The organism is Halorientalis regularis (assembly GCF_023698535.1).
Lineage (GTDB): Archaea > Halobacteriota > Halobacteria > Halobacteriales > Haloarculaceae > Halorientalis > Halorientalis regularis.
This window is the reverse complement of the sequence record NZ_JALJCL010000013.1, coordinates 82,291-106,135: the sequence shown is the minus strand read 5'-3', so window position 1 is coordinate 106,135 and position 23,845 is coordinate 82,291. Positions and strand designations below refer to the sequence as shown.

Genomic DNA, 23,845 nt, shown 5'->3' with positions numbered 1-23,845 from the left:
ATTAAATTTGTGATGGGTGACTTCCGTACTCCCGACCTCAGCAGGCACCTCCGTCCCTCAGTTTGACTATCCAGCCACCCCACGAGTCGATATGCCCCGCGATTTGTACGACTGTACAGCAGCCGAACTCGCCACGCACTCAGTCGTATCTCTCGACGACAATATGGCTCCGAGCGACGCCGCCACATGGCTTGACGAGAACGGCTACGACGCCGCCCCAGTCTACGCAGACGACGAGCCAATCGGGTTCCTTCACAAAGACGACGTCACAACGGACGACGACGGCGACACTCTCGACGACCACCTCACCCCACTGACCATCAACTACCTAATCAGCGGCGACGCCGCCTTCCCCACCGTCCTCGACGCCCTCATCGAACATCCCGTATACTTTCTCGGCGGGCACAACCACGTCACCGGCATCCTCACCCGCGCCGACCTCAACACCGCCCCAGCGCGCATCTACCTCTTCGACCGCATCACCTACCTCGAAGAACACCTCCGCGAACTCATCCTCGACACAACGCCCGACTGGAAGAACACACCCGTTACTGTCGATGAGCTTGAGGATATCCAAGACCGATACGAAGACGCACAAGCCGCGAACGTCGCCTTAGACGAACTCCACTACGCGCAATTCTCCACGCTCGAAACCATCGTCACCAACATCAAGGCCTGCTGGGAAACCTGCGGCTTCTCCACCAACGGGACCGCTGAGACTCGCCTCCACGACATCACCGGGCTCCGCAACGACGTCGCCCACGCCAACCTCCTCGTCGAAAACACCGACAGCAACGACTTCCTCACCGAAGGCCGCACCACCGAAAACCTCTACAATACCCTCGATACCATCACTGACGTCCTCGACAACCTGCAAGAGGCTGGCTACGATCCGGGAGCAGCACAACCCGCCCAATCCCACCCTGAAACCTGATCGGTTCCTCGAGTCACCAGTCGTGTTGACGGCCATCGGATACGGCAACCAACTCGAAATTCCAGATTGACTCCGCCTCGGCCCTCTCTCGGAGCGATACTACCATATCACAACAATCCTGAGGAGATGCGACAGGTCGAGAAGCGCCACGAGCGAGCTGCCGCCGAAGCCAGAGAGGGTTCTCACTCACGACCGAACAAGGAAATCAATCGTCGTCGGTTGCTTGCTTGTGGTCGCCGAAGGTAGCCTTTGGCCCGGATAGGCTTTGGATAGACCGATTGAGCCAAGTATATGGGACGTACGGCTCGTCATCAACGTCTGCCCACGTTTTGTGTCGCTGAGTGTAATTGTCCCACATCGGACGAAGTCCCGTGTCGAATCGATTGTCGAGTGACCGTTCGGCTTGCTCACTGAGATCGAACTCGAAGTCCTCGGGCAGGTTCCAGAACTCACGGAAGAACGTATCGAAATGGTCACTCATCCGCATGCTGCTCGCGTAGGTCTTCTTGATGTCGTCGATGAGCGCCTCTTCCTCAATAATCCGTGCTCGTTCGTCCTCGTACCATTCCGAGACAGGTTTGGCGTCTTCGGTGCGCTCCTCACGCATCTCGCGGCGCCGTTGCTCGGTTGCTTCGTCGTCAATCTCCCACTCACCTTCCACCGCAGAGTTGTGTTTCGCGTTGTCGTCGACTTTCTCGACGACAACGCCGTAGGCATCCGCAGCGTGGCGCGGGAGCACGTACCCATCGTGGATGTCCGAGAGCACGTCTTCGGGGTCACGTTCGAGCGGGTCCCCGAGTCCTGACCCACCGCGGAGGTAGTTCAGGTACATGTCGTAGTCGGTGAATTCTTTGGGCGTGCTGATGCCCTCCGGCCGCCGATTGATTTCGCCGTCGATTTCGGATTCGAAATCGCCGCTTTCAGGATCAAGATCGTGCTGTGGGTAGTCCTCCTGGTTCTCGAACCGTTCCTTGAGGTCTGTATCTGGGCGTTGAGGATATACCCCGAGGCTGCGGGGTAGCCACCGAAGAGCCCGCCGTCGCTGGTCATGTAGCCGTTCCCCATCTCGTAGAGCAACCACCGGCTGACGTCTTTGACGGTGCGCATCGACTCGAATCCAGCGCCGCCGGCGCGCCGACCGGCACCGCCGGTGTTGGGCTTGACGGCACGACCCAGGAACGGCAGCGGTTCAGTCATTTCCCACACTTCCGCGTCGCCCATGTCGCCTTCGGGGTTCCAGATGGCTGCCGCGTGGGGTTCACCGTCTTCGACGTAGCGGGCGCCGACACCCTCACACGCCGACTCGAAGGAATTGACGGCGTGGAGTTTGTCGAACTGGTCGATGCCGCCGCCCTGGAGCCAGTTCGACGTGTTGGCGTTGCCAGCGTTGATTTCCTCCCAGAACCCGCGGGCGTAATACCCCCGGGAGAGGTGCTGCCACAGCGGTGCCCAGGCGGACACGAGGAAGTGCCACGCGTAGGCGTGGGCTGTTTCTGTATTCTGGGTGTTTGCCCAAGAGCCGACGGGGAGATGGAAATCACAGGCGTAGTAGGCCCCATCGTTGACGAGTTCGTTCGGGATGACAGTCTGTGTGAGCATCACCCAGATCCCACCCTGGATTGCGGCGGGCGTGCAGTTGTAGGGATGCCACCCCCACTTGTTCGCGCCCTCAAAGGACACTTGGAATGTTCCGTCTTCGCGGACGTGCAACTCTGAGGGAGCGTGCATGATGTGGTTCTCGTTGGCATACTCACGAGTGACGTTCTCTTGATCCTCGTAGAGGGCGTCAACGAATGAGGCGCCGCGGTAGGTCCCCGGGAACATTGTCCGTTTGATGCGCGTCCGGAACCCTCGACGCCCGTTTTCAATGGCCTCTCGTGAGAGTTGTTTGAACGTCTCGATGCCAACCTGATCGATGAGGTTTTTCACGGAGTCGCGAATCATCAGACAGCCGGTCACACGCGTTCGTTCGTCGAGTTTCAGGAAATTCGGGGTCCGCGTCTTCGCAGGATACTCTTTCCGCCACGAGTTATACAGTTCGAAGTCTTCACCGATTTTACGCGCGGTATAGTAGGCGCCATCGCCGAAACGAGATGCCTGTGAGACGTTCATGCTCCCGGGCCCGATGGCACCAGTGTCGATAACGTGGTTGACACCGCCGGCCCAGGCGACCAATTCCCCATCGTGGAAAATGGGGATCAGCGTCATCAGATCGCACGGATGCACGTCCCCGACGTGAGGGTCGTTGTTGACGAAGATATCACCTGGTTCGATGCCAGGGTTGTCTTCGTAGTCGTGATTAATCATGAATTTAATCGCCTCGCTCATCGTGTGGACGTGGACGATGATCCCCGTCGAAACGGCGATAGAGTCACCTTCAGGGGTAAAGAGGCCATAGCACAACTCACCCTCCTGCTCGACAATCGGTGTAGCGGAGACTTCTTTCGACGTCTCGCGTGCTGTGACTAGATCGCCACGGAGACGGGAGTACAACTGCTCGTAGCGGATCGGATCGTCATCCTTCATCGAGAGATCCGATAGACCGGCATAGTGATCCGTCGCTTCTGTCTTGTCCTCGAGCATCGCCAACTGTTCGCGGAGGGTTTTCCCGCCCCAACCGATGCCCTCGCCCCGGCGTTGCTTTTCTCGTAGTTTCTCTTTTTCGCGCTGTGCTTCCGCTTGCCGTTGCTCGCGTCTGGATTGGTTATTGACCATACTCAAGTTCCTCCAAGATGATTGCGTCCTCTCCAACCACCAAGTCACCCGAAATCCCATCGTGGAGTAAAATCGATTGCGTGGCGTCGTCGATGCGAGCCTTACCAGTGAGCGTTCGCTCCGAAATACCGATACAGATCCGTGACGCGTCAACCTCGACAGCGAAGGCGGCAAGATCTGACGCGTCATAATTCTCTGGAAGGCAGTCAATGGTATACTCCACGCCGTAGTTGAGCATCGGATTGATCGCTTGGATGAGTGGTCCAAGCCCTCGAGCGCTCGACAATCGCAGGAAATAGACCGTCTCACCAGCCGTCACGATAGAATCAAGGATCTCCTCGACCGCAGATTCTTCCTCGACAGAGTCGATAATGATAATCGTACTCATTCTTGCGGTCCAAAGAGGAGTTTACAGAAGTTGTGCTGGACACGACGGAGCCGTTCGCTCAGCGTGGACCTACTGATATCGAGCTCGGCCGCAATCTCTTCGGCGGTTACCTCTTGTGGGACTTTGAAATACCCCATCTGATAGGCAGTCTCCAGCACTTCCAACTGCTCGTCGGAGAGTTTCCCCGACATGCTTTGTTTGATTTTGTTGCTTCCCAACGGGAACCCGATGCGGTTGGTCTGTGTCGTCCCGAGTAGCTCGAGTGACCCGTATTCTTCCTCGACAGCACTGGCGACCTCTTTCAGGTGATTCCAGTCACGAACAGAGGCAACAACCTCCAGTTGCGAATTCTTGCCCACGATGCGGTGTGGAATCGCTCGATTCTCCGTCAGCAACCCGAAGACGGTCACGTCTGTCGAATCGGCGATCACACCCAGATAGTAGGTATGCGAGCTGACCTCTGCTTGTGACATGTCGATGATCTCGAGCCCGGGGAGTTCCATCGCAAGGCTGTCTTCGGTGACCTCAGAATCGGTTCGGACCGTCAAAAAAAGAAACACAGCACTGTTTGCCACAGGCATTGCGTTGTCAATTTCGATGCTTTCGACCGCTTCCCCAGTCTCGAGGAGTCGTGACGGAATCCCCGCCATGCCAAGCTGAAACTCGATTCTGAGCATGTATCAGTGAGTTGCCCGTCGTCTCTGTGGTCTCTCATGCTGCTCTGCCTGTTCGCCAACAACCTCACATGTGTTCAGACCATGCCGTCCAAGCTCTGGAGTGGCTGGGTACAGACGCCAACGGAGAAACCATGGTAACGATTTGCACGAACGGAGGCGATATATGTTTTCCCCTTACGTCATCAGAGGAATGCTGGTTCACTGTTGCGTTCGACCAGTTCGATTCGAATGCCGTTGGCTGCTCGCCGCTCCAAAAACACGACGCGTGCTTCGCCTGCTCCCTGCCGCGGAGTCTCGTCTGCCAGAGGAACGTCCAGCGATTTCAGGTCTGTCAACCACGCCTCGATATCATCAACCCGCAAGGCAACATGATGTAACAGGGCCCTCTGCTCAGTCTCAGCAAGTTCCGCGGTAAGGTCCGATCCCTCCTCAAGTGGTTCGACCAGTTCGAGTAAACTCTCGCCGACGGGAAGAAACGCGATACGGACCCCGAACCCTGGGACCGTTTCCACAGCACTGACGTCCAATCCGAGGGTTTCGAAGAGGGATGTATGCGACTCGATATCATCAACGAGGATACCGATGTGGTCGATGTGCATCAGCTCACCTCCCGTGTCTCGTCTTCCCAGTACGGTTCCCGAAGCTGCTTCTTGTCGATTTTTCCGTACGGCGTCGTCGGCAGTTCATCAACCACCTCCACGGTTTTCGGGACTTCATAATCGGCCAATCGGTCGGCACAAAACGATCGGATTGCAGTTCGGTCGATCGTGTCGCCTTCGGGAACGACGACAGCTGTGACAGCCTCACCCCACTCGTCGTCAGGGATCCCGATGACAGCGACGTTGGCGACCTGCTCGTGTTGCTGGACGACGTCCTCAACCGTCACGGAGTAGACATTCATGCCACCACTGATGATGACATCGGCATCCCGATCGACGATGTAGAGATATCCGTCTTCGTCTCGCTTCCCGATGTCACCGGTTTTGATCCAGCCGTCGTCCATCGTCTCGGCAGTTACTTCGGGCAACTCGTAGTAGCCCGTCATGGAGTAAGCCCCGCGAGCCAGAATCTCGCCCGGTTGGCCGGGCGGAACCGCCTCGCCATCGTCGTCAACGACTTTGACCTCACACATCGCTGTCGGCAGCCCACACGACGACAGGCGTTGCTCGTCCGCCGGGTCGTGAGCTGTCTTCGGGAGAACCGTGATGAGATCCGGTGTCTCGTATTGACCGTACAGTTGCACGAAGACGTCTCCGAGCTTGTCCAGCCCTTCCCGGAGGCGGTCGGGTTTCATCGGTGCAGCGCCATAGACCAGCGTCTCCAGCGATGCCGTATCGAACGACTGCCCGTCGAGTGTATCGAGGAGACGGTACACCATCGTCGGCACCATGAACGTCCACGCGATGTCGCGTTGCTCGATGAGCCTGAGCGCACGCTCTGCATCGAACCCCTGGGTGACGACGTGGTGACTCCCCTGCGTTAACCCACCGGCCAGGATGAGACCAGCCGAATGGGGCAGTGGCGTCATCAACAGGAGTTTGTCGCGGGGTTGGATGTTGAGTTCGAGAGCGTGTGCGTGGGCGTTCAAAACGAGGTTTTCTTGTGTGTGTTTCACTCCTTTCGGATCGCCTGTGGTACCACCTGTATGGAAGACGCCAGCGAGGGTATCCGCAGTGACTGCGACGTCCGGTGTTGATGGCGTCGCTGCGTCGAGCAGCGCCTCGAATTGATGGTACTCGGCTGTTTCCGCGACCTGGTCAGCAGTCTGAATGCCGATAATCCGATCCAGTGTCGGGACCGCCGGAACGATATCCCGCACCGTGTTGACGAAGTTCGGCCCCGCGATGACTGTCGTTGCATCACTGTTGGCAAGCATATACTCGATGTCATCGGGCCCGAGCATGTCATTCAGCGGCACTTTCGCCAGCCCAGCACGCGCAAGCGCGATATCGGCGACGGCGTATTCGGGCCGGTTCGACATGAGCACCCCCACGCGGTCCTCTCGGTCGTGGCCGAGTTCCACGAGTGCGTTGGCAAGGCGTGCCGACTGCGCATCGAGTGTGTCGTAGGTCACCGTCTGGTCGTCGAACGAGATGGCCGGTGCTGACGCGTGGCGACGCAGTATCGACTCGTACAGATGTTTCAGTGTTGGTTGTGCGGACATAGGTCGTCAGGAAAGAGACAGTGTCTGTCCTGCTATGCTGTCTGCTCGGGCGTCGGGATCGGCTCGTCGATCCACTCGTTGTAGAACGTCTCGATGTCAGGTTCGAACTCGTGGATGAGTGGGTAGCCTGGCATCACGTTCGTCACTTCGAGCAGCGTCTTGCATCCGGGACAGAAGAACTCCCGCAGTTCCATGTAATCGGGATGGGGATGCATATTCTCCGGGTAGATGTCGAGATACTCCTCTTCGGTGTCGCGGACGTTGATCAGCGCGTCAGCCTTCCAGTTCTCGTCGTGTTCACAGAACTCGTGACCGCAATCACACTTGATGATCCACTTATCGTCTGATTTGGCCACGACGTAGAGATGGTCCGCATACGGGATGATAATCGGATCGTCCCAATCGACGCGCTCCTGGAGCACGTCGCGGACCTTCTGGAAGCGATCAGCATCTTTGAAGTCGCTCATCATGTCGTGCAACTGGTTCCACTCGAGATTGTCGTCGACGAGATCTTCGATGTGTTCGCGTGGATAGGATTCTGGCATTGTTTGTCACCTCTTGTCAGTCGTCATCCATTGCTTTTCCGGAGGTCGGTTCGCCAAACGACGCGTCGGGGCTCGAGAGATCCTTGATCGAGCGGTCAGAGTTCCACGTGTAGGGAACCGCAGGTTCGTCGTCGCGGCCGACACCCCACCACGTCTCGTGACCTTTGGTGGGATTCTTCCACTTCCGCTTGAAGCCAGTCTTGAAGCGGTTCTCGAGCGACTTCTCGGCCTTCTCGCTGAGATCGAATTCGAAGCCCTCAGGCAGATCCCAGAACTCGTGATAGAACTCCGCGAACTGTTTGCTCATCCGCATGCTGCTCGCGTAGGTCTTCTTGACGTCGTCGATGAGATCCTCTTCCTCGATGATTCGGTCACGCTCCTCTTCGAGCCACTCCGTGACCGGCTGGGCCTTTTCCGCACGCTCTTCACGACGTTCGGCGCGGAGTTGTTGGGTTGCTTCCTCGTCGACTTCCCACTCGCCTTGAACGGCGGAGTTGTGCTTTGCCTCCTCGTTGACTTTTTCGACGACGACAGCGTATGCGTCCCTGGCGTGCCGGGGGAGCACGTAGCCGTCGTGGATATCCGAAAGCACGTCTTCGGGGTCACGTTCGAGCGGATCGCCCAGTCCCGAACCACCGCGGAGGTAGTTCAGGTACATGTCGTAGTCGTCGAACTGCTTGGGCGTGCTGATGCCCTCCGGCCGACGCGTGATCTCGCCGTCGATTTTGGACTCGAAGTCACCGCTTTCGGGATCGAGATCGTGCTGCGGGTAGTCCTCCTGATTCTCGAACCGTTCCTTGAGGTCCGTATCCTGGGCGTTGAGGATATACCCCGAGGCTGCGGGGTAGCCACCGAAGAGCCCGCCGTCGCTGGTCATGTAGCCGTTCCCCATCTCGTAGAGCAACCACCGGCTGACGTCTTTGACGGTGCGCATCGACTCGAATCCAGCGCCGCCGGCGCGCCGACCGGCACCGCCGGTGTTGGGCTTGACGGCACGACCCAGGAACGGCAGCGGTTCAGTCATTTCCCACACTTCCGCGTCGCCCATGTCGCCTTCGGGGTTCCAGATGGCTGCCGCGTGGGGTTCACCGTCTTCGACGTAGCGGGCGCCGACACCCTCACACGCCGACTCGAAGGAATTGACGGCGTGGAGTTTGTCGAACTGGTCGATGCCGCCGCCCTGGAGCCAGTTCGACGTGTTGGCGTTGCCAGCGTTGATTTCCTCCCAGAACCCGCGGGCGTAGTAGCCACGGGACAAGTGTTGCCACAGCGGTGCCCAGGCGGACACGAGGAAGTGCCACGCGTAGGCATGGGCTGTCTCCGTGTTCTGCGTGTTCGCCCACGATCCTTCCGGCAGGTGGAAGTCACAGCTATAGTAGGCGCCGTCGTTGACGTTCGCGTTGGGAATGACGGTTTGGGTGAGCATCACCCAGATGCCGCCTTGAATCGCGGCCGGCGTACAGTTGTAGGGGTGCCAGCCCCACTTGTTCGCACCCTCGAACGAGACTTGGAAGGAACCGTCCTCGCGGACGTGCAGCTCCGAGGGTGCGTGCATCAGGTGGTTCTCGTTCGCATAGGACCGCGTGAGGTTATCCTGTCCTTCGTAGAGGGCGTCAACGAACGAGGCGCCGCGATAGGTGCCCGGCAGCATCGTCTTCTCGATGCGGTTGCGGAATCCACGGCGGCCGTCTTCGACGGCCTCGCGGGACAGCTGTTTGAACTTGTCGACGCCATACTCGTCGATCATCTCGTTGACTGCATCCCGGATCATCAGACAGCCGGTCATCCGCGTTCGTTCGTCGAGTTTCAGGAAGTCCGGCGTTCGCGTTTTGTCGGGATAGTCGTTCTTCCAGGAGTTGTACAGTTCGAGATCCTCACCGATTTTGCGCGCGGTGTAGTAGGCACCGTCACCGAAGCGGGAAGACTGCGAGACGTTCATACTCCCGGGCCCGATGGCGCCGGTGTCGATGACGTGGTTGACACCGCCGGCCCAGGCGACCAGCTCCCCATCGTGGAAAATGGGGATCAGCGTCATGATGTCACAGGCGTGTACGTCGCCCACGTCCACGTCGTTGTTGACGAAAACGTCGCCCGGTTCGATACCGGGACTCTCTTCGTAGTCGTGATTGATCATGTACTTGATGGCCTCGCTCATCGTGTGAATGTGGACGATAATCCCCGTCGAGACGGCGATGGAATCACCTTCGGGGGTAAAGAGGCCATAGCACAGCTCGCCTTCCTGTTCAACGATCGGTGTGGCGGCGACTTCTTTTGATGTCTCGCGCGCCGTCACCAGGTCACCCCGGAGCTGCGAGAACATCTGCTCGTACTCGATCGGCTCCTCGTTTTTTAATTCGAGTTCGTCGATACCGGCGTAGTGGCCGCTCTCCTCCGTCTTCCGTTCGAGTTCTTCAAACTGCTCACGGAGCGATTGGCCGCCCCAGCCGATACCTTCACCGTTTTCTTCCTTTTCGTGGACCTTCTCCTTCTCGCGTCGCATGCGAGGGAAGTCTTCCTCGGACTGTTGTTGTTGGCTCATAGATGGTCAAAGCGTGTTCGGGTGCATCTGTTCCGAGCCAGATGCGGGCTCGTGTAGTGCACCTACTGCCCGAGGCTCGCACCAACCGAACCGGTGCATCACGACGAGCAGTAGGTGCATCTCTACACGGGGAGTGGGGAATGGTGTTAAGCCGAGTCCGAGAGGTGGTGGACGCGATGTTCATCAAGCCACGTCTCATGGCCCGGCGGCAACACGAACGTCGTCGCGGCACCTTCCAAGACAGCCGGCCCGGTGATTTCGTTGCCTGGCTGGAGTGCGTGGAGGTCGTAGATGTCCGTCTCGACCCACTCGCCGTCCCAGTACGTTTCCCGCGGCTCTTTGTGCGCTCCTGCTGGCGGCTCAGGACCGTGCGTCTCCTCGGTCGGGATTTCCGGTTTGACCACGTCTCGGACGCCGCGAACTGACGCCTGTGTAACCGTGTGTCCGAGCTCCGGTGACCGGGCTTCCTCGGAGTACTGGCGCCGGTAGGCGTTCTCGAAAGTATCCAAGAGCCGCTCGAGTTTCTCGGCCGTATCGACTCGACTGACCGGCGATTCGATGTCGATGGCGTTGAGCTGGCCTTGGTACTGCCCGAGAATGTGGTACTGGAAGTCAATCTCGTCGCGGCCGATGTTGCTGTTCTCGAACTCAGCAGCCACCTTGTCCTCGAGGTGTTTCCAGATGTCAGTCAGTTGCTCGCCGGCCGTCTCGGCCGCCTCCTCCATCGAGAGGTCGGCGTCGATGTCGATGTTCGTCGTCTGGTCGTACCGGTATTCGAAATCAGCTGCCCCACAGCCGAACGCGGAGAACGCGGCCGCCCACTCGGGAATAAGTACCTCGTCGAACCCGAGATCCTTGGTGTAGCCAGCGGTATGTACCGGGCCGCCGCCGCCGTAGGACAGACACTTGAAGTTCGACGGCGCGTAGCCTTCGCCAGTGACGACAGCCTCGAGGTCGTTCCGAAGTTTGTTTTCGAGGATATCGACGACGCCCTGCGCGGCCTCGTAGACGCCCATATCGAGCGGCTCGGCGACCTGCTCTTCGATCTCTTCGAGGGCGACTTCACGGTCGATAGGCATGTCGCCGCCAAGGAAATTCTCGGGGTCGATCCAGCCGAGCGCGACGTGACAGTCAGTCACGGTCACAGTCTCGACATCCGTCTCGACAGCGCTGACACCGACCTGGTCGCCGGCACTTTCCGGCCCCAGCTCGATTTTGTCGAACGTCGGGTTGACGCGCACGTAACTTCCCGTCCCGGCGCCGACACTCTCCATATTGACCATCGGCAACGACAGCAGAAGGCGAGCCATCTCGGGATTGTAATCGATATCCCAGTCGTTCCCGATGATGATCCCCATGTCGAAACTGGTCCCACCGATGTCGGTGCAGACCATGTTCTCGTAGCCCAGTTTCTCGCCGAAGTAGTTCGCCCCAATCATCCCGCCAATCGGTCCTGAGATGAGTGTCCGCGCGAGCTCGTTGGCATGAATGTCGACTGTGCCACCGTGACTCGCCATCACACGGACGCCCACTTCGCCGCCGTGGTCGTCAACGGCATCTTGCACATTCTGGAGCTGATGGCGCGATGGTTCGGCGGCGAAAGCCTCGGCTGCGAGCGTGTTCAACCGCGGGAGCTCCTTGAGCGTCGGATAATACTCACTCGACAACATCACGTCGGTGTCCATATCGCGCTCCGCGATGATCTCCTCCGCAATCTCCTTGGCCCGATGTTCGTGGGTATCGTTCTGGTAGGCGTGGAGGAACATCACCGCGATGTGGTCAACACCCCTATCGAGGAGGTCGTTGACCGACTCCCGGACGTCGTCCTCGTAAATCGGCACCAGCTCGTTCCCCTTCACATCGATCCGTTCTCGCACTCCGCGAATCTGATCGCGCGGAATCAGCGGCTCGGGGTGTTTGTGTGTATTGACGTGGAGCCGGTCCGAGTACGAAAACCCGGTATAGGATTGTCGGCCACGCCCCATCCGAAGTGTGTCTTCCATGCCGCCCGTGATGAGAATCCCGACATCGACCTCGCTCTCGCGCTCGACCAGCCGGTTGAGCATGGCTGTCCCCGAGTACACCGTCGAGACAAGGTCTGGGAAGCCTTCCTCGACATTGAGGTTCCAATCCTCAAGGGCATCCTGAGAGGAGTTGATGAACCCTCGGGACTCGTCTTCCGGTGTCGTCTTGGCTTTGCCGACAGTGAATTTCCCGTCTTTATCCATCAGGAACGTGTCCGTCATCGTCCCGCCGGCGTCAATTGACAGTATCTCTGCGTTGTGGTCTGTTGGGTTGTCTTCTGAGCTCGCCATCACGTCAGTGCAACCAGTGTGGTTAGTTAGTCATTACCACGAAGCCCGTTGAACGGCAATGACACGAGATGACAACCGGAACACAAATGTTTAGCCTTTATAATAAGAACCTCAGTAGCTGCTGGCGCCGCACCACCCAGCCCCGATCTTCACATTCGGCCCCTTCGCTCGCTGCACCTACAACGCGTCCTCCACCTCCTGGAGCGCATCAATTGCTCGTTGCAACCGAGCACGCACCTCCGCAGCAGCGTTCTCACCACCCCCTCCAGCGTTCTCCTCTCCACCAACGTCGTGAGCGCCTGACGCCGCCTCGGACTCCTCCACGACTCCCGTTTCCTCTCCTGACTCCGGGGACTGGTCGGCGACCACATCGAGTTGCTGCTGTTCATCACTGCCATCCTCTGTGGTCTCACTGGTTACAGAGGGCTGCTCGGAGTGCGTGTCGTCAGTGGGCCGGCCGCCGCGGTTGAACGCGTCCAGCGGGAAGGCGTACGCGCAGGCGCGTTTGTGCTTGTTGAACGTCGTGCGGCGCGACACGGCGGTGTTCAGATAAGATTGAAAAGTGAGGCGGATGCGGTTTTTAGTGCTCTATGCCAAAAACCAACCGCCTCAACGGCTGTTTAGACCAGATCGAGTTAGAGTTTGTGGAGCGAGAAGCGACACCGCGACTGCTGATGAAGCTCAGTATTCAGTTACATCTGGCTGGACTCTATCCTTCGAATACTGTTTCGTTTCTTGAGGTATTCGGTGTCCAACGCGCACGATCCACCGTTCACAACTGGGTTCACAAGGCCGATCTACAGCCCCAAGACGGACGCCAGCCGGATCACGTTGCAGTTGACGAGACCGTGATCCAACTCGACGACGAGCAATACTGGCTGTACGCCGCCGTCGATCCAGATACGAACGAATTACTCCATACAAAGCTTGAGCCGGTGAGAACCAATGCATTCGCTCACGCGTTCTTCGCTGAACTCCGCGAGAAACACGATATCGATGACGCTGTGTTTCTCGTCGATGGTGCAGCTCCGCTGAAAGACGCCTGCCAGCGACACGGCCTCGATTTCAGATACGAACGCCACGGAAATCGGAACAGTGTCGAACGTGTCTTTCGTGAGGTAAAACGCCGTACCTCTTCGTTCTCAAACTGTTTCAGCAACGCCGACCGAGACACAGCTGACGACTGGCTCCAATCATTCGCCTTCGCATGGAATCAGCTAATCTGAACACTACCCCTCATCTCGGGAAGAATGAATATCAAACATGAGCTCCACGAGACGGGCGATACCCTGATCATTCACCATAATCTCTCGTGTGAGCCCAGTCCAGGCCGGCAACGCATCAACGAACAACTTTGAGGTGCCAAAGAACGAACGCAGTTCATTGAGGGCAGCGTCTGTGCTATCGTGCTCACGCTCTGCAAATGAGACGAGTCGGTGACCGAGATTGGTGAGGTGAGTTGTCTCCCCAGTCGTCTCAACTAAGTCGAGATGGTGGGCGCCAGCACGAGCGCCCGAGATATCGCTTGTAATTTTCTTACCGTCCTTATTTTGTTCCGTCATTAACGAAGCAACTGCTCTGGCAGGGTTCATTGTAGCAATATCTACAGCCAGCGTGTATCCAAAGTAGTTTTTTGGATGGTTAAGACGGAAATCCGGAATGGTGGGTGTCGGTTCGGGAAATCGGTAGTTGCCGTTATCGTCAACAAACTTTATCTCGCCACCTTCCCGTAGTCGTTGCAGAGTTTGACGGATTTTCGCCTGGATGGTGTTGTTATTCGGGTACTCTGCGGCGAGTCGGTCCTCGGCAAACTCATAGAACTCAGCTAGTGTGAATGTTTTCTGGTCGTGTTCTTCCCGGTAGCGATCAAGTTCCCGCTTAACCGAGTCCTTCCAGGTCATGGCTTGGGTAAGATAGATTGATCCATAGGTGTCATAGTGTGAAGTGTGATCCAGTGGTAGATACTTTTATTATTCTCTGACACTTAATGACGCTAACTGTCCATGGTTGCTATCCGCTCAGTAGCTTGTTGATTGAATCCGACTCCTTCTTGAGTGTTTGTTGTATTATTAAATCCATTACTAAAATTACCTCTATTGGAATGGTTTAACTTTCATATTTGGCTTTATTTATCAGTTTGGCCAATGTCAGCGAATTCCAGTTCTGTGTGGGAATACTCGTATGTCGACAAGCCTTCTTCCTCACAATGATCCGGCAGGTTAGCTGGCGGGACTTCGTCGCCTCGCGGCCCCTCGTAGACGACAGTGAGAGTATCATCTGTCTCGGATCGTTCAACGACAACCGCTGGGTTGGGATCGTCGTGTGAGGTTTTGATGACGTAGTCGCCGACGGTGAATGGGTTGGCTGCGAACTGGAGGTTCTCGTGCTTGTAGGTGTAGAGGCTGATATCTTGGTCGACGCAGTACGAGGATAGGAGTGCTGGGTCGATGTCGCGCCAGTCGCCTGGGCCTTCGTCCATGGAGCTGGGGAAAGCGACTCTAACGGCTTCGCCGTTCAGTTCTTGCCCGTAGAGTTCGACCTGAGTTTCCGGTGGAAGTACTTCGACCACGACGCCGACCGATGCGTCGTTGTCAGCAGCTTTCTCGACGCGGTCGCCGGGCTGGAATGGGTTCTCGGGTGTCTGGTTCATGTGCGCGGTGTTCGGACCGAGATCCTGCAAATCGTTCATGGGTCGGGTTGCAAGGTGCTCCAGTTTCATGGGTGAGTCCCCGGAATACTGCTGTTCGGTCCGGACTTTCGAGAGCAGCGTGTCGACTCGCTCCCACCCGATGAGTATCAAGCTGTCCTCGTTGTCTCGGTGCCAGACCATGACGATAATATCGTCGTCCGAGTCGTTTTCGACGAGGGCGTCTGGTTTGAACGCGAGGATGTCTCGCGATGTTTTGACATCGACTTCGTAGCCGAACACCTCGTAATCGTGTCCGGCAAAACTCTCGGGATTACAGCGACGAATCGCGGTTTCGTTGTTCCACTCCCACATCTCGCTCGGGAGATACTCACGGCAGAACTGCTCGAACGCGATCTCACCCAGGTTCCCGATTCGTTTGGCATCAATGTCATCGGCATCCTGTTTGACCGCCTGGTGGTGGGCTCGCTTTCGGTCCATTTCATCGGGGACAAATTGGTACACGCACTAACCCGTTCCCGCAGCCAGCATGAATGTTTTTCATTCTACCATTCATCGACCAAGCCGTACCCTCTCATAGAAGCTTGTCATTATATTTGAACCATCGGCCTGAAACGGATTGAGACGAGTCGTGGCGCGTTCAGCGTCAACAGAGTTTCGGCGTTGAGTGACCCGCCGATCGTAGAGCAGAGATTCGGTGGTCAGTTCTCTTGTCTGATCCAGTGAGTACCCTGGCGCGACAAAGGAGTACTCAGAGGAGGTCAACAAGTTGATCCGTAAGCTCATGCCGGCACCGATGCCGGTATGCGATCCACGAAGAAAGCGATTCATCGAATTGCGTAGTCGATGAAGTAGGCGCGCTTGTCGAACGAGCACCGAATTCTTATCGGCGTGACGACGGTGTAAATAGTGATGAGACGGAACACGGACGACGACGAGAATCCGTTCGGTGATGTCTTTGACGAGATCAACGAGATGCTATCTGGTGGCGATGAGGCGGAGGCTGTTGATGTTCACGAATACGAGGATGAAATTCGGGTCGTCGCAGACATTCCTGACACCAGCCAAGACGAGATCGGCATTCAGTGCGATGGGCGGGTACTAGCGATCCGAGCAGCACGTGACCCGCGCCCGTTCCGCACGCGCATCGACCTGCCAGCATATGTCGACGATCAGTCCGCGCAGATGAGCTACAACAATGGCGTTCTCGAAGTCACGCTTGACCGTGACTCCGACCCGGCTAATATCGGATTCCATTAAGCTAACCGCAGGTAAGTCACCAAGACAGAGTACCACCGTCGCATAGAAGTTCCGGCTTTGCCGGGGAAAAGATCATCATCTGGCTCTGTCACTATGTCTGCATGCCTTCGGACCGCCTTCGGAGTATTGTGCCGATGTTCGGCGGTGCAACACGGTACGTCGAGACGTTAGACGCTATTCTCGAGTTCGTCGAGTCGCATCAGCCGACGGCGGACGAGCTCGTCGGGTGGCACCGCGGATCGTTCCCGAACGTGTCGAGTCGAGAGTCGATACTGCGGCGAGTGAGCTATTTACAACAGGTCGGATTCCTTCGCGAGACAGACGATCACTGGGAACTCGGTGATGCTGGCCGCGAGTACGTTGAGCAGGGTGATGTCGGGACACTGTTGGGTATCATGTGTGAGCGGAACGTCGGACTGCGGAGTCTCCTGTATGCGTTGTCTGCTGGGCCGATGTCGTTGGCGGAAGTGAGCGAGCAGCAACTGGACACGCATCCCGAGTTGGGGTGGAGTCCCGGGGAGCCGGATATGGCGAAGCAACGGGTGAATTGGCTGCGAAGCATGGGTCTCGTCGAGAAACGGGACGACGAGTTCGCGTTGACGAGTGAGGGGCGAGGATTCGTCGAGAGTGCGGTGGAGGAGTGGGCGGATTCGGAGTGGACGCCGGCTGGGGGTGACTCGGACGTGTCGGTTGGGACCTACGAGACGGTGGTGACTGCGCGAGCGGTCGATCCGGAGTTTCGCGCGACGGTGATCGCACAGCACGACCGGACGTGCCCAGTATCCGGCGTCGATCATCCGGGACTACTAGACGTGGCGCACGTTTTGTCCTGGAGTGAGTATCCCGACCACAGGGCAGACCTGGGGAACGTCGTGCCCTTGAGTAAGACGCATCACGCTGCCTTTGATCGGGGCCTGTTCACGTTCGATCAGGACTATCGACTGCGCGTGAATCCGTCATTCGAAACGCAGAGTGACTTGCTACAGCGGACGATTCTTGAGCGAGCGGGCGAGCAGGTTGCAGTGCTCGAAGCCAGCTTGGAGACCGCGTATCTCGCCGAACACAACGCAGAACTCGCGTGGGTCTGAGTGCAGAGGTATGAAATCCGTCTGATCGGGAACGAGTTTGCCAGTGTTCACGGCATTCGTAGTCTTCGTACTCTTCATCGAATGCTACAGTCGAGTAAACCAGTATCCGCATTTTAGCGCCTCTAAGAGAGAATATTAGAGGATTTAGTCTTGTAGAAATGGATTGGAACACACCCACTCCTAATTTCATGGATTCCGCACCAGAGTTGCGGTGGGGTTAACGACCGACAACAAGAGTACCCACCACACCATATAAATAATATCTAGGATAAGGTATAGTAACAAGATATCTTGACTATTAGCACTTGTTGGAAGCATATTGTTACAGCAGATTGAACAGTTTTTGTCTATACAGTAAGATTCAAACAAGGTCTAAAGACTTCCAGATTGCGCTTCTAATCAGGGGATGTAGAATTTGACCACCCCACCCCCACCCTCAATGAAGTGAATCCATGAAATTAGGTGTGTGGGGGGATTTAAGTTCAAGAAGAGATTGAACGCTATGAAATCCGCGAAAATTACATCTCATTTACATATAGGAGGATGAAATTAGGCGGGGGTAACGAACAGTACGAAGTACAGGAAGGCTTTGAGCGCCACGAAACTGGGGTGCGGTCTTTACCCGAAACCTACCACAGCCTGTGGCTAGGGGAGTCATGGGGCTTCTCTCGGCAGTTCGTCGGAATTCTCATGCGGGGAAACCACACCGTTCACGGCGTGGAATATCTCATTTGGGGATTCTAACATATATTCTACAATCTCTCCGGAGGCACGAGAGGAACTATGGAAATCGTAATTTCCGAAATCGTAGTTTCCGAACTCCAAGTGACGTTTTTTTATCTTTGACTTAATAGGTATATTTTATAGGTCATCGAGGTCCATATCGGGCTCATCAGTGAGTCCGCCGGATGCCTCGCTGTACGTGATGTTGTCCGGTGATTTGAGGCCGCCGAGAAACACCATTTCGCCGTCAACCCGGGTTATCGCGTGGTTGGCTTCGTTCACTCTCACCGTTCCGCCACCTTTCATCTCGTATGCAATGTCTGCGACAGCCTGGTAGTCATCGTCATTGATGTATTTTCGCCCGTCGGTTTTCTCGAACGGGCGACCGTCAGCGTCGACGCTAAACTCGTATCCGCGGCGTGGACCGGGGTACGGATCACCCACGTCGAGTGTCTCTGGATCGGGAATCTCACGTGTCGTCGGTGGTTCTGGAATCTCGTCTTCGGTTGCAGGCCGTAGTTCACCCTCGACAGCGTTTTCGCCGGTTTCCCAGGTTAGGTGGCGAACGTCGGCACGGGCCAATTCGTCTCGCCAGTCGTGCTTCTCGAAGATGTCTGCGTCGACCGTATCGCTCGCGTACAGCACGTATAGTTCGGAGCGTTTACTCGCGTCCTCGCCCGTCCGGAGGACGCGACCGAGCGTCTGGATTCGTTGGCGGACGCTCCCGGATGAGACCCGGACGATGCCGACGTCGGCACTGGGGACGTCCACGCCTTCGATGAGGGCTTTGACGCTGAGCATCACGTTCGCGAAGCCGTCGTCATCGAACCATTCGATGGCGAAGTCGTTCCAGGCGTCGCTCCGATGGCCCGAATGGTACATCACGGGTTTGTACTTGGCCGAGAAAAACAGGTCTTCGAGCTGTCGGTCGACGGTTTCGAGAGCCGGGTACTGTTCGTAGAGGCGTGTTCTGTCGATGTCCGCTTGTGACACGTCGCCCGTTCGGGGGTTTCGGCCGCGGGTTTCCTTGGGGGCGACCATTTGCTCTAACTGGTCGATTCGTTCCTGGAAGACGATCGCCTTCTGCTCGTTGTCGATCGTCTCCTCCAGCAACCGGAGTGTAATCGCCTGTCGAGCGACGGCGTCGGCGACGAGCTCCCGGCGTTCCTGTGTGTACTGGAAGTAATCGCTGATCGCCGGTGTCGGACCGTCGATGCTCTCTTTGATCACCTGTAGCTTCCGGGCAAAACTCCCGTTCAAATCGTACAGTCGGTTCTGGTATCGGTTTTCGATCTTCGTGACCGCGTCGGAGACCTGATCGCTCAGTCGTTCGTACGCCGTTCCCTCGGCGTCGGTCAGGTCGAATCCGATATAGTTGATCCGGAACGGCGGAATCAACCCGCGTTCAAGCCCTTCGTCGTAGGAGAGTTCGTAATAGATCTCACCGAGTTCCTCTAACAGGAGTTCATCACTTGGAGAGAGTTCCTCGTCGCTGGGGTCCGAAAGTGGTGTCGCGGAGAGTCCGAGTGAGGCGGTTCGCGGATAGTCGAAGATGTTCGAGAACGTGTCGCCGGTGTAGCGGTGGCACTCGTCGGCGACGAGCAGGTGGTCAGTGGCGTCGGCGGTGTTCAGGGTCTCATGCAGGTAGTCGTCTTTGACTGCGGAGTTGACGATGCTGACGAGAATTCTGTATCCGTCCTCGAAGCCGTCTTTGTGTCCGCCACCAGCCCAGCCTATCTCGTCAGCTGGGACGTTCAGTTTCTCGACGAGTTCGGTCAGCCACTGCTTCATAAGGACCTTCGTCGGGACCACGACGGTCACGACACCGTCTGGATTGCGGTCGAGCCACTGGCGAACGATTTCCAGGGCCATGACGGTCTTGCCAGCGCCGGTTACGACCTGTGCGATCCCGCGCTCCGACGCTGAGTCGGTATCGAACCATTCGTCGGCCGCTTCCCGTTGCCAGTCGTAGAGTTCGAACTCGTCAGGGTAGGTGTACGATGGGCGTGGTGCGTCTGCCATCGCTTCGAGGTCAGCACGGGACATTCCCGAGCCGGCACTGGATTTGATTCGAACAGCCTCACGTTCGGTCGGGGCTGCCGCCATTCGCTCGAGAACGTCCGTCGAGAGCCCGGCGAGGGAGCGAGAATCCAGCGCGTCGAAATGATCCTGGATCTCGTCGCGAAGTTCACGACGATGGCGTCGTTGCTCCAGATACCGGTCCGAGCGTCGGAGTTGGGGTTTCGAGGTGTCGGTAAGCGACGCGTCAGCGAGATAATCGGTTCGTGCGGTATCGAGTAGGTTCCGATGGCGGCCATGCCCGCCGGATTCCCGGTACATGTAGTATTTCGCCAGATCTCGCTTTACTCGATCCGGTGGCGGGTTCGTGTTCGGGCCCTCGCGTTTGAGCCACTGTTCGAACTGCCAGAGGAAATCGGCGTTACGGAACCGTTCTGCGAATCGGTCGGGCGCTAACGTCACGTACCCGTCGTCGGTTTGGTGGAGGGCACCCATGCTTTCGAGGAGGGAGGGATAGCCGCGGATTCGTTCTTCGTTGAATTCGTAGCCCTGTTCGGCGGCGAGTCGTGATTCTATCTCGGAGCGCGTGACTGGGGCGTCGGCCTGGTGTACTACCGAGTGAATACTGTACAGTCCCTCGACCCCCTCTGGAAAGTCGCCTTCGATGGCCCACTTTCGTTTGACGGCGTACCAGAGGAACGTCCCGAAATCCAGTTCGCCGTCGATCCAATCCTGCGCGAACTGGTAGACGGTTAGTCCATCGTTGGTTTGTCGGAGGACGCCCAGTTGTACGTATGTCGAAACGATGCGCCGCATGTACTGTTCAGAGTAGCGTTCACCGTCTGGTTTCGTGAGGCGGTCGCGACAGCGGTCGACGAACGCATCTTTCGAGAGGGGGTCGGACGAGTCAGTGGCGAGCGTGACGAAGGCACGGCTCCTTGCCTTCATGTCCTCGGCCCCGAACAGCGGCGGCGGGAAGCGTCGCCCCATCGCTACCAGTCAGTCGGGTCGTCGTGTGGAATATCGTTTTCGTCGGCGTCGTCTACTGTGTGGTCTTCCGGGTCCGTCGATGTCGTGGAGCCGAGCGACGACGCCCAAGATTCCAGTTCGGATTGTTCTTTGGCCGAGAGTTGGTCGGTGAGTGAGTCCGGTTCGGCTACCGTGAGCGGTGTTTCGTCGATGGAGCCGAGGTAGACGGGCAGTTTCTCGACGCCGCGTTCTTTGCGGAGTTTGATGATGTTTTTGACGACGCGGGGGAGGTCGTTGAACTGCTGGCGGAGGTTGTCCGATGCCGGGTGTGCATCGACGAGCGTGATGACGTCATTCCAGGGAGTCACTCGTAGCGAACCGCCCTGTGGTTTGTAACGGGCCAGTCGCTCTGTGATGTCGGTGGGAAGAGCCGATGTGACGGGATGTCGCTTGTGCGTGCCTGGATTACTCCACCAGACGCGCTCTGCGCCTGGGCCGAACGAATATTTGGCGCCGTCGTACACGCTAGGCCAGAGGTCGCCGGGGCTCAGGTTATCAGGTTGGATGTCGATACTGTATTCTGGGTCGTCTGCTGGGACGAGTTCGCCCGATAGCGAGAGCGTTCCGATCCAGATGGTTTCGTAGTCGTCGCCTCGTTCTTCTTTGGCGATGACATCGTTTCCTTCGGTGACTCGGATCCGCCCGCCGAGGCGTTTGACCGTGAGCAGTTGTTCGACGAGGTCCTCTGGTGTTGGGTCGAGATAGAGGCGGTCGGTTCCGTCGTAGACTTGCCACCAGACGTCGCCTTCTTGGTTGGTGTGGAGTCGGTAGCCGCGATAGTGATTCTCCCATTCGTCACCGGATGCGTGGCCATCGGACATATCGTATCGAACACCAGTGAAGCGTTCTTGTCTAACCTATCGCTGGGTTTACTATATGCCTGTCGACACATATTGTGTTACATCATACATATTAATGGGTGAAACAGCACTACACTACGGAAATTCTTATGTGTTAGCTAGCAGTACAAGTTTGTCATATGTCAGATGGCGGGGCAAGGCGCAACCAGTCCCCTGGTTCGACGTTTTCGATCGACGATGCGTCGGTCGCCACCGAAGCCCTCAGTGAGGACGGACCTGACGAGACGACAGAGCATCTGCTGAACGTGCAGTCACATCGGTTTTCAATCGCTCAGGGGCAGCAGGAGTTGCTCTCGGTCGAGGAGATCAAAGACCGGATCAAACTCCTGGATCACCAGCTCAACGCTGCGCATCGTGCATTGTTCCAGATGGGATCAGGTGCGTTGTTCGCCGACGAGGTCGGGCTCGGGAAGACCATCGAGATCGGGATGGTGTTGAAGGAGATGGATTTCCGAGACAGTCGGGACACGTTTCTGGTATTGACGCCGGCGCAACTCGCGCCGCAGTGGCAGGACGAACTGCAAGAGAAGTTCGGTCTCGAGTTCGTGTGCAATTACGACGATGACTTCGAGGGATTCGATGCGCACGACAAAATCGTCGCCAGCGTCGACACGGCGAAATCAAAAACACACCGTGACGACGTACTCTCACGGCGCTGGGACGTGGTGGTGCTCGACGAAGCGCACCACGTCCGGAACGCCGACACGCAACGGTACGAGTTGATGGATGCCATCGATTACGGAAACGCGTTTTTCGCGACGGCGACGCCGATCCAGAACGACATCACCGATCTGTACAACGTCGTCGATCTCATTCGCCCTGGATTGCTGGGGACGGAACAGGAGTTCAATCGCCGGTACGTCGCTGATAGGGAGAGCGCTCAGATCAAGAACGCGGACGATCTTCAGCGCAAACTCAAGCAGGTGATGATTCGGAACCGGCGTGAAGAGACGAAGATCGATTTCACGAACCGCGAGGTGCATACGAACGTCTTCGAACCTGCTGACCGTGAACGAGAACTCTACGACGAAGTGACGCGGCACGTCCGCGAACACTACTCCAGTCAGGGAGCGCGTCATCTGGTGTTGCTCACGCTCCAGAAGGAAGTCGTCAGCAGCCCGTATGCTGTCGAGAAGACGGTCAGTCGCTGGCTCGCCGACAAATCAAAGCAACTGTCGCGTGCGGAGCGGCAGTCGATGGAAGAGATCCAGGCTGTTGTCGACAGGATGGGGCAGACGACCAAGCAACAGCGACTCCAGAACGTCATCGAGACGATTCAGGAGCAGTTGAACACGACGCGTGTGGTCGTGTTCACGCAGTTCCGGCCGACACAGGATGCGATCGCCGAGAGTGTGCGGACACTCGACGAACCTGTCCACGTCGTCAACGGTGATCTGTCCAGTAAGCAGAAGGCCCAGAAAGTCGCCGACTTCGAGGCGGAAGGCGGTGTCATGGTGGCGACGGATTCGATCAGCGAAGGGCGGAATATGCAGTTCTGCAACGTCTTGGTCAACTACGACTTGCCGTGGAATCCGATGAAGGTCGAACAGCGGATCGGGCGTGTCGACCGGATCGGGCAGAACCGCGAAGTCCACGTGTTCAACATGGCGCTCGAGGATACCGTCGAGGAACACGTACTGGACAAACTCTACGGGAAGATCGACCTGTTCAACCAGTCCATCGGTGGGCTTCGGGATATCCTGTCGCGGATGGAGCAGTCCGGGAGTGACTTCGAGCAGGAAGTGTTCGAGCGCCTTCGCAGCGCGGATTCGGAGGTCGAACTGGAGAACAACTTCGAGGAGATGGCTGTGGATCTCGAGGAGAACACCGAGGCCGCCGAGAAGATGAACGATTTCAACCAGAGTGTGTTCGACAGCTTCGAGTTCGAAGGGAATGCATGAGTTCTGTCGACCGAGCAGTTCTGAACCGGCTCTCAGTGCGG

The 23,845-nt window shown here is 57.3% G+C and carries 19 protein-coding genes; 5 read left to right on the top strand and 14 right to left on the bottom strand.

Annotated features, from left to right (window positions below):
* The first annotated feature begins 91 nt into the window (after positions 1 to 91).
* The gene (locus tag MU521_RS16470; RefSeq protein ID WP_092693952.1) at positions 92 to 934 is read left to right on the top strand and encodes a CBS domain-containing protein; all 843 of its coding nucleotides are present in this window, start codon (positions 92 to 94) and stop codon (positions 932 to 934) included.
* 205 nt (positions 935 to 1,139) lie between these two features.
* Here the strand turns inward: MU521_RS16470 and MU521_RS16465 are convergent, their stop codons facing one another.
* From MU521_RS16465 to MU521_RS16420, 10 genes are all read right to left on the bottom strand, one after another.
* Positions 1,140 to 1,766 (bottom strand): hypothetical protein, encoded by a 627-nt coding sequence (locus MU521_RS16465; RefSeq protein ID WP_250864815.1) that lies wholly within the window; start codon positions 1,764 to 1,766, stop codon positions 1,140 to 1,142.
* Entirely contained in the window at positions 1,757 to 3,649 is a 1,893-nt protein-coding gene (locus tag MU521_RS16460) for a hydantoinase B/oxoprolinase family protein (protein WP_250864814.1), read from the bottom strand. Before MU521_RS16460 ends, MU521_RS16465 begins: the two co-directional genes overlap by 10 nt.
* Positions 3,639 to 4,037: a hypothetical protein gene (locus MU521_RS16455; protein WP_092693946.1), complete on the bottom strand. Its 399-nt coding sequence runs from the start codon at positions 4,035 to 4,037 to the stop codon at positions 3,639 to 3,641. Before MU521_RS16455 ends, MU521_RS16460 begins: the two co-directional genes overlap by 11 nt.
* The gene (locus MU521_RS16450; protein ID WP_092693944.1) at positions 4,034 to 4,714 is read right to left on the bottom strand and encodes a helix-turn-helix domain-containing protein; all 681 of its coding nucleotides are present in this window, start codon (positions 4,712 to 4,714) and stop codon (positions 4,034 to 4,036) included. The genes MU521_RS16455 and MU521_RS16450 overlap by 4 nt, the downstream gene beginning before the upstream one ends.
* Positions 4,715 to 4,896: 182 nt before the next feature.
* Positions 4,897 to 5,313: a VOC family protein gene (locus MU521_RS16445; protein WP_092693942.1), complete on the bottom strand. Its 417-nt coding sequence runs from the start codon at positions 5,311 to 5,313 to the stop codon at positions 4,897 to 4,899.
* Positions 5,313 to 6,878, bottom strand: coding sequence for a long-chain-fatty-acid--CoA ligase (locus MU521_RS16440; RefSeq protein ID WP_092693940.1), 1,566 nt, complete (start codon positions 6,876 to 6,878; stop codon positions 5,313 to 5,315). Before MU521_RS16440 ends, MU521_RS16445 begins: the two co-directional genes overlap by 1 nt.
* Positions 6,879 to 6,910: 32 nt before the next feature.
* Complete coding sequence (locus tag MU521_RS16435; protein ID WP_092693938.1) at positions 6,911 to 7,423, bottom strand: acetone carboxylase subunit gamma; 513 nt, start codon at positions 7,421 to 7,423, stop codon at positions 6,911 to 6,913.
* Positions 7,424 to 7,439: 16 nt separating this feature from the next.
* Positions 7,440 to 9,962, bottom strand: a complete 2,523-nt coding sequence (locus MU521_RS16430; protein WP_092693936.1) for a hydantoinase B/oxoprolinase family protein — start codon at positions 9,960 to 9,962, stop codon at positions 7,440 to 7,442.
* 146 nt (positions 9,963 to 10,108) lie between these two features.
* Complete coding sequence (locus MU521_RS16425) at positions 10,109 to 12,277, bottom strand: hydantoinase/oxoprolinase family protein (RefSeq protein WP_092693934.1); 2,169 nt, start codon at positions 12,275 to 12,277, stop codon at positions 10,109 to 10,111.
* 177 nt (positions 12,278 to 12,454) lie between these two features.
* Positions 12,455 to 12,814, bottom strand: a complete 360-nt coding sequence (locus tag MU521_RS16420; protein ID WP_092693932.1) for a hypothetical protein — start codon at positions 12,812 to 12,814, stop codon at positions 12,455 to 12,457.
* A 53-nt stretch (positions 12,815 to 12,867) separates the two neighbouring features.
* On the opposite strand from MU521_RS16420, the gene MU521_RS16415 reads away from it, so the two are divergent.
* Complete coding sequence (locus tag MU521_RS16415) at positions 12,868 to 13,503, top strand: IS6 family transposase (RefSeq protein WP_092693930.1); 636 nt, start codon at positions 12,868 to 12,870, stop codon at positions 13,501 to 13,503.
* A gap of 3 nt (positions 13,504 to 13,506) precedes the next feature.
* On the opposite strand, the gene MU521_RS16410 is transcribed toward MU521_RS16415, so the two are convergent.
* Positions 13,507 to 14,178 (bottom strand): hypothetical protein, encoded by a 672-nt coding sequence (locus MU521_RS16410; RefSeq protein WP_092693928.1) that lies wholly within the window; start codon positions 14,176 to 14,178, stop codon positions 13,507 to 13,509.
* A 224-nt stretch (positions 14,179 to 14,402) separates the two neighbouring features.
* Positions 14,403 to 15,428 carry a DUF7961 domain-containing protein gene (locus tag MU521_RS16405; RefSeq protein ID WP_092693926.1) on the bottom strand — a complete coding sequence of 342 codons (1,026 nt, stop codon included), beginning with the start codon at positions 15,426 to 15,428 and terminating at the stop codon, positions 14,403 to 14,405.
* 408 nt (positions 15,429 to 15,836) lie between these two features.
* On the opposite strand from MU521_RS16405, the gene MU521_RS16400 reads away from it, so the two are divergent.
* Both MU521_RS16400 and MU521_RS16395 read left to right on the top strand, forming a co-directional pair.
* Positions 15,837 to 16,184 carry an Hsp20/alpha crystallin family protein gene (locus MU521_RS16400; protein WP_092693924.1) on the top strand — a complete coding sequence of 116 codons (348 nt, stop codon included), beginning with the start codon at positions 15,837 to 15,839 and terminating at the stop codon, positions 16,182 to 16,184.
* Between the two features lie 134 nt (positions 16,185 to 16,318).
* Positions 16,319 to 17,272, top strand: coding sequence for an HNH endonuclease (locus tag MU521_RS16395; protein ID WP_092693922.1), 954 nt, complete (start codon positions 16,319 to 16,321; stop codon positions 17,270 to 17,272).
* A gap of 861 nt (positions 17,273 to 18,133) precedes the next feature.
* Here MU521_RS16395 and MU521_RS16390 read toward each other — a convergent pair.
* Positions 18,134 to 21,004, bottom strand: coding sequence for a DEAD/DEAH box helicase (locus tag MU521_RS16390; protein WP_092693918.1), 2,871 nt, complete (start codon positions 21,002 to 21,004; stop codon positions 18,134 to 18,136).
* Positions 21,005 to 21,006: 2 nt separating this feature from the next.
* On the bottom strand, positions 21,007 to 21,864 hold the full coding sequence (locus tag MU521_RS16385; protein WP_092693916.1) for a hypothetical protein: 858 nt from the start codon (positions 21,862 to 21,864) through the stop codon (positions 21,007 to 21,009).
* 158 nt (positions 21,865 to 22,022) lie between these two features.
* Here MU521_RS16385 and MU521_RS16380 point away from each other — a divergent pair, with 158 nt between their 5' ends.
* Positions 22,023 to 23,804, top strand: coding sequence for a DEAD/DEAH box helicase (locus MU521_RS16380; protein WP_092693914.1), 1,782 nt, complete (start codon positions 22,023 to 22,025; stop codon positions 23,802 to 23,804).
* Positions 23,805 to 23,845: the final 41 nt, after the last annotated feature.

What these genes read in the sequence shown, in the direction of transcription:
- MU521_RS16390 (WP_092693918.1), bottom strand. Translation starts at nt 21,004, where the DNA reads ATGGGGCGACGCTTCCCGCCGCCGCTGTTCGGGGCCGAGGACATGAAG.
- MU521_RS16440 (WP_092693940.1), bottom strand. Translation starts at nt 6,878, where the DNA reads ATGTCCGCACAACCAACACTGAAACATCTGTACGAGTCGATACTGCGT.
- MU521_RS16380 (WP_092693914.1), top strand. Translation starts at nt 22,023, where the DNA reads ATGTCAGATGGCGGGGCAAGGCGCAACCAGTCCCCTGGTTCGACGTTT.
- MU521_RS16415 (WP_092693930.1), top strand. Translation starts at nt 12,868, where the DNA reads ATGCCAAAAACCAACCGCCTCAACGGCTGTTTAGACCAGATCGAGTTA.
- MU521_RS16435 (WP_092693938.1), bottom strand. Translation starts at nt 7,423, where the DNA reads ATGCCAGAATCCTATCCACGCGAACACATCGAAGATCTCGTCGACGAC.
- MU521_RS16445 (WP_092693942.1), bottom strand. Translation starts at nt 5,313, where the DNA reads ATGCACATCGACCACATCGGTATCCTCGTTGATGATATCGAGTCGCAT.
- MU521_RS16455 (WP_092693946.1), bottom strand. Translation starts at nt 4,037, where the DNA reads ATGAGTACGATTATCATTATCGACTCTGTCGAGGAAGAATCTGCGGTC.
- MU521_RS16385 (WP_092693916.1), bottom strand. Translation starts at nt 21,864, where the DNA reads ATGTCCGATGGCCACGCATCCGGTGACGAATGGGAGAATCACTATCGC.
- MU521_RS16410 (WP_092693928.1), bottom strand. Translation starts at nt 14,178, where the DNA reads ATGACCTGGAAGGACTCGGTTAAGCGGGAACTTGATCGCTACCGGGAA.
- MU521_RS16460 (WP_250864814.1), bottom strand. Translation starts at nt 3,649, where the DNA reads ATGGTCAATAACCAATCCAGACGCGAGCAACGGCAAGCGGAAGCACAG.
- MU521_RS16465 (WP_250864815.1), bottom strand. Translation starts at nt 1,766, where the DNA reads ATGTACCTGAACTACCTCCGCGGTGGGTCAGGACTCGGGGACCCGCTC.
- MU521_RS16425 (WP_092693934.1), bottom strand. Translation starts at nt 12,277, where the DNA reads ATGGCGAGCTCAGAAGACAACCCAACAGACCACAACGCAGAGATACTG.
- MU521_RS16395 (WP_092693922.1), top strand. Translation starts at nt 16,319, where the DNA reads ATGTTCGGCGGTGCAACACGGTACGTCGAGACGTTAGACGCTATTCTC.
- MU521_RS16400 (WP_092693924.1), top strand. Translation starts at nt 15,837, where the DNA reads ATGAGACGGAACACGGACGACGACGAGAATCCGTTCGGTGATGTCTTT.
- MU521_RS16450 (WP_092693944.1), bottom strand. Translation starts at nt 4,714, where the DNA reads ATGCTCAGAATCGAGTTTCAGCTTGGCATGGCGGGGATTCCGTCACGA.
- MU521_RS16430 (WP_092693936.1), bottom strand. Translation starts at nt 9,962, where the DNA reads ATGAGCCAACAACAACAGTCCGAGGAAGACTTCCCTCGCATGCGACGC.
- MU521_RS16470 (WP_092693952.1), top strand. Translation starts at nt 92, where the DNA reads ATGCCCCGCGATTTGTACGACTGTACAGCAGCCGAACTCGCCACGCAC.